The 3,918-nt window shown below is 70.8% G+C and carries 5 protein-coding genes; 4 read left to right on the plus strand and 1 reads right to left on the minus strand.

Annotation, left to right across the window (positions count from 1 at the left end; genetic code table 11):
* The 4 genes from G6020_RS06030 to G6020_RS06045 all read left to right on the plus strand — a co-directional run.
* The coding region (locus tag G6020_RS06030) for a hypothetical protein (RefSeq protein WP_182609995.1) at window positions 1–338 on the plus strand (338 nt) is incomplete at its 5' end.
* Window positions 339–401: 63 nt separating this feature from the next.
* Entirely contained in the window at window positions 402–1,358 is a 957-nt protein-coding gene (locus G6020_RS06035; protein ID WP_182609996.1) for a cation diffusion facilitator family transporter, read from the plus strand.
* Window positions 1,359–1,442: 84 nt separating this feature from the next.
* Window positions 1,443–2,318, plus strand: coding sequence for a DNA-formamidopyrimidine glycosylase family protein (locus G6020_RS06040; RefSeq protein WP_179525870.1), 876 nt, complete (start codon window positions 1,443–1,445; stop codon window positions 2,316–2,318).
* Window positions 2,315–3,070, plus strand: coding sequence for an SDR family oxidoreductase (locus G6020_RS06045; protein ID WP_179525869.1), 756 nt, complete (start codon window positions 2,315–2,317; stop codon window positions 3,068–3,070). Before G6020_RS06040 ends, G6020_RS06045 begins: the two co-directional genes overlap by 4 nt.
* A 54-nt stretch (window positions 3,071–3,124) precedes the next feature.
* On the opposite strand, the gene G6020_RS06050 is transcribed toward G6020_RS06045, so the two are convergent.
* Window positions 3,125–3,918: HNH endonuclease signature motif containing protein (locus tag G6020_RS06050; RefSeq protein WP_182609997.1), on the minus strand; the 794-nt coding region annotated here is incomplete at its 5' end.

The raw sequence follows: 3,918 nt of genomic DNA on the forward strand, positions 1-3,918 counted from the left end.
CCAACCCGTACGGCGCCGCGCTGCCCTGGCCACCTTCTGCGGAGGGCGGATCTGGGCACCGTCCCGGCAGGAAGGCCGGTGCGCTCGTCGTGCTGGTCGACGGGCTGTGTGTCCTGTTCGTCGAACGCGGCGGCCGGACCGTCCTCGTGCTGGACGACCGGGCCGAGGCCGTGCCGCTCGCCGCGTCCGCGCTGGCCGCAGTCGTGCGATCAGGTGCCGTCGGCCCGCTGACCGTCACCACCCTCGCCGGCGAACCCGTCCACACCTCGCCCGTCGCGGCCGCCTTCGAGAACGCCGGGTTCGGTGCCACCCCGAAGGGGCTGCGCATCCGGCGTTGAGTGAACCGTTCTGACGAGTTAAGATATGCGCATCAATGCATATGTCAGCGGGAGGGGAATCAGATGGGGGTCGGGCACGCACACGGGAGCCCTGCGCACAGCTCCGGTCACGCGCACAGCTCCGGCCACGCCCGCCCGACCGGTCACGCCGGCGCGCGGTATCGGATCAGACTGGCGTGCGCCTTCGTTCTGACCGTGGTGTTCTTCGTGGTCGAGCTGGTCGCGGGCCTCATCTCCGGCTCCCTGGCCCTGCTCTCCGACGCCGGCCACATGGCGGCGGACGTGGTGGCGCTGGGCGCGGCGCTCGCGGCGACGGTGATCGCGGCACGGCCGGACCGTTCCGGGAGACGCACGTTCGGCCATTATCGCGTGGAGATCTTCGCCTCCGGTCTGGCGGTGCTCATCATGTCCGGCATGGGCGTCTACGTGCTTGTCGAGGCGTTCAGGCGGCTCGGGTCGGACGCCCCCGTCGCCACCGGAACCATGTTGCTCGTCGGCGGACTGGGGTTGGTCGTCAACATCATCTCGCTGCTCCTTCTGCGCAGTGGATCCTCCGAGAGTCTCGCGGTGCGGGGGGCGTATCTCGAGGTGATGGCCGACGCGGCCGGATCGGTGGGGGTGATCGCGGCCGCACTGCTCATCCGCGCGACGGGTTCGACGGTGTGGGACCTCGTGGTGGCCGTGGCGATCGCCGTGTTCATCGTCGTCCGCGCGGTCATGCTCGGTAGACAGGTCGTCACGGTGCTCGCCCAGCACGCGCCCGCCGGGGTCGACCCCGCAGCGGTGGAGTCCGAACTCGCGTCGGTACGCGGCGTCGAGGAGGTGCACGACCTGCATCTGTGGACGCTGACCTCGGGGATGGACGTGGGGACCGTCCACCTCGTGACCGCCCCCGGAGTGCCCCACTCCGGAGTCCTCGACGAGGCGCGACGCGTCCTGCGGGAGGGCCACGGCATCGAGCATGCGACAGTGCAGCTCGAGACCGCCGGCGTCGTGGAGTGTCGACAACCGGGATGGTGAACCCGGCAGCCCGGGGCGGTTCAGGGCACCATGGTGCGCACACTCGGAGAGCGGTAGATCGGACAGCGGGCAGAGGAGTCAACGGTGCCGGAGGGCGATTCCGTCTACAGGGCGGCCGCGAAGGTCCACCGTGCGCTGGCCGGGCGGACCCTGGACAGGACCGAGCTCCGGGTTCCCAGGTTCGCGGCCGTGGATCTGCGGGGCAGGACCGTGGTGGCCGCCCGGTCCCGGGGGAAGCACCTCTTCGTCGTCGTCGGCCCCGACGCGCAGGGTCGGGACCCGGTCACCCTCCATATCCACCTGAAGATGGAAGGCCGCATCCACATCCACAAGGCGGGGGAGCGGTGGCGGTTCCCCGCGTACACCGTCCGGATGCTCCTGCGCGCCGACGACGTCGAGGTGGTGGGCACCGAGCTCGGGTTACTGCGCGCGCTGGATCCCGCCGAGGCCGACAGGGCGGTCGAGCATCTCGGTCCCGACCTGCTGGGGCGGGACTGGGACCCGGACGCCAGCGTCGCGGAGGTGCTCCGGCGGATCGGCGAGCGGCCGTCCCGGACGATCGGGGAGGCACTCTTGGACCAGCGCAATCTCGCCGGCATCGGCACCGTGTACCGCGCCGAACTGTGTTTCCTGCGGGGCCTCGACCCGCGGGAGCCGGTGGAGTCGGTGCCTGATCTGCGCGCCGTGGTCGTGCTCGCCCGGCGGATGCTCCTCGCCAACGCCGATCGCGCGGTCCGGGTGACCACCGGGGACACGCGACGCGGGCGGGAGTTGTGGGTGTACGGGCGGGACGGCAAGCCGTGCCGCAGGTGCGGGACCGAGGTGGAGACGTTCCGACTGGGTGGTCTCGCCGACCCGGACGAGCCGAGCGATTCACTCGATCGCATCGCCTACCGCTGCCCGTCGTGTCAGCCGGCGCGTGCCACACTGGGGCCATCGCCAACGGAGGAGAAGCTGTGACCGACCGCAACACGATCCTGATCACCGGCGCCAGCGCGGGTCTCGGCGAGGGCATGGCCCGTCGCTGGGCCGCACAGGGCAGGAATCTGGCGCTGTGCGCCCGGCGTCTCGACCGGCTCCAGGAACTCCGCGCCGAGTTGCTGGCGGCCAACCCGTCGATCACGGTGGCGGTCCGCGAGCTCGACGTGGCCGACGGCGACGCGGTGGAGAGGGTGTTCGGCGAGCTCGACGCGGAGCTCGGCGGGATCGACCGCTTCGTCCTCAACGCAGGACTGGGCAAGGGGGCGTCCATCGGTACGGGGAAGGCGCACGCCAACCGGGAGACGGCCATGGTCAACGTGATCGGCACCCTCAACCAGGCCGAGGCCGCGATGGAGCTGATGCACGCACGGGGCGAGGGGCACCTGGTGTTCATCTCGTCCGTGAGCTCGCTGCGCGGCATGCCCAAGGCCCAGAACACGTACGGCGCCACCAAGGCGTTCGTCTCCTCGCTGGCGCAGGGTCTGCACGCCGAGCTCGACAGCGCCGGCAGCCGCATCAAGGTCACCGACATCCTTCCCGGGTACATCCGCACCGACATCAACCGGTCGGTCAAGACCTCGCTGATGACCGAATTCGACGAGGGCGTCGACGCGCTGGTCAGGACGATTGACGCCGAGCCCACTCGTGCGCTCGTCCCGGCCAAGCCCTGGAAGGCGATCGGCCCACTGCTGACGCTTCTGCCGGAGAAGGTCAGCCGCAGGTTCGTCTGACGGGTTCTCCCGCCCGCCCGCGCCGGAGAGGCGACGGGTCAGAAGGAAGGCGGGTCAGAAGGGAGGCGGGTCGAGGATGTCATCGAGCAGGGCCTCGACCTCGTGTTCGACCGTGCTGAAGACCGGTGCGTTGCGCTTCCACCAGCGGCTCTGGCCGCCGGGCCGGGTGTCGACCGGGCCGGTTGCGCGGGCACGCTCGGCGCTCAGGCGGGCCGCACGGCGAGTCCAGTAGGTGGGCTCCGGGCGCGTCTCCCCTCCTGTGGTGGTCGGGTCCGGGTTGCGCTGTTGTTGTCTGTCCCAGGCGCGGGATTCATTGCGGGCGTGCTCGCGGCGGTAGACCCCGAGCGGCCCGGATGGTCGGGTCGTCATGGTCGCCCCGTCCGGTGTGATGACGGTGAGGGTGCCATCGGGCGCCAGGTCGTAGATCCAGTCGGAGAACGTTTTGAACCGGTGATGGCGCCGACACAGACACATCAGATTGCACTCTTCAGTGGGTCCGCCGCGGGCGGGGTCGGCGTGGTCGAAGGGGCGGACATGATCGATGTCGCAGTCATCGGCCGGAACCGCACAGCCGGGATGGCGGCAGGTACCGTCGCGCAGCCTGATGCGGCGGGCCAACTCGGCACCGGGCCGGTACCTCAGGGCGCGGCGGGCGTCGTCGGCGGCGCCGATACGGGGGTCGACCTTCTCGAAGCTGGCTCCGTCGCTGGTGACGAGCATGTCCAGTAGGGCCTGCAGCGCCGCCTCGCCGGTGCGGGTGAACTCCACCCGAACCCCGTCGTCGTCGCAGGCGCCGTTGCCACCCGCGCCGGCGTTTCCCGCGCCGGCGTTCCCCGCGCCAGCGTTGC

This window comes from Dietzia sp. B19 (assembly GCF_014145155.1).
Lineage (GTDB): Bacteria > Actinomycetota > Actinomycetes > Mycobacteriales > Mycobacteriaceae > Dietzia > Dietzia natronolimnaea.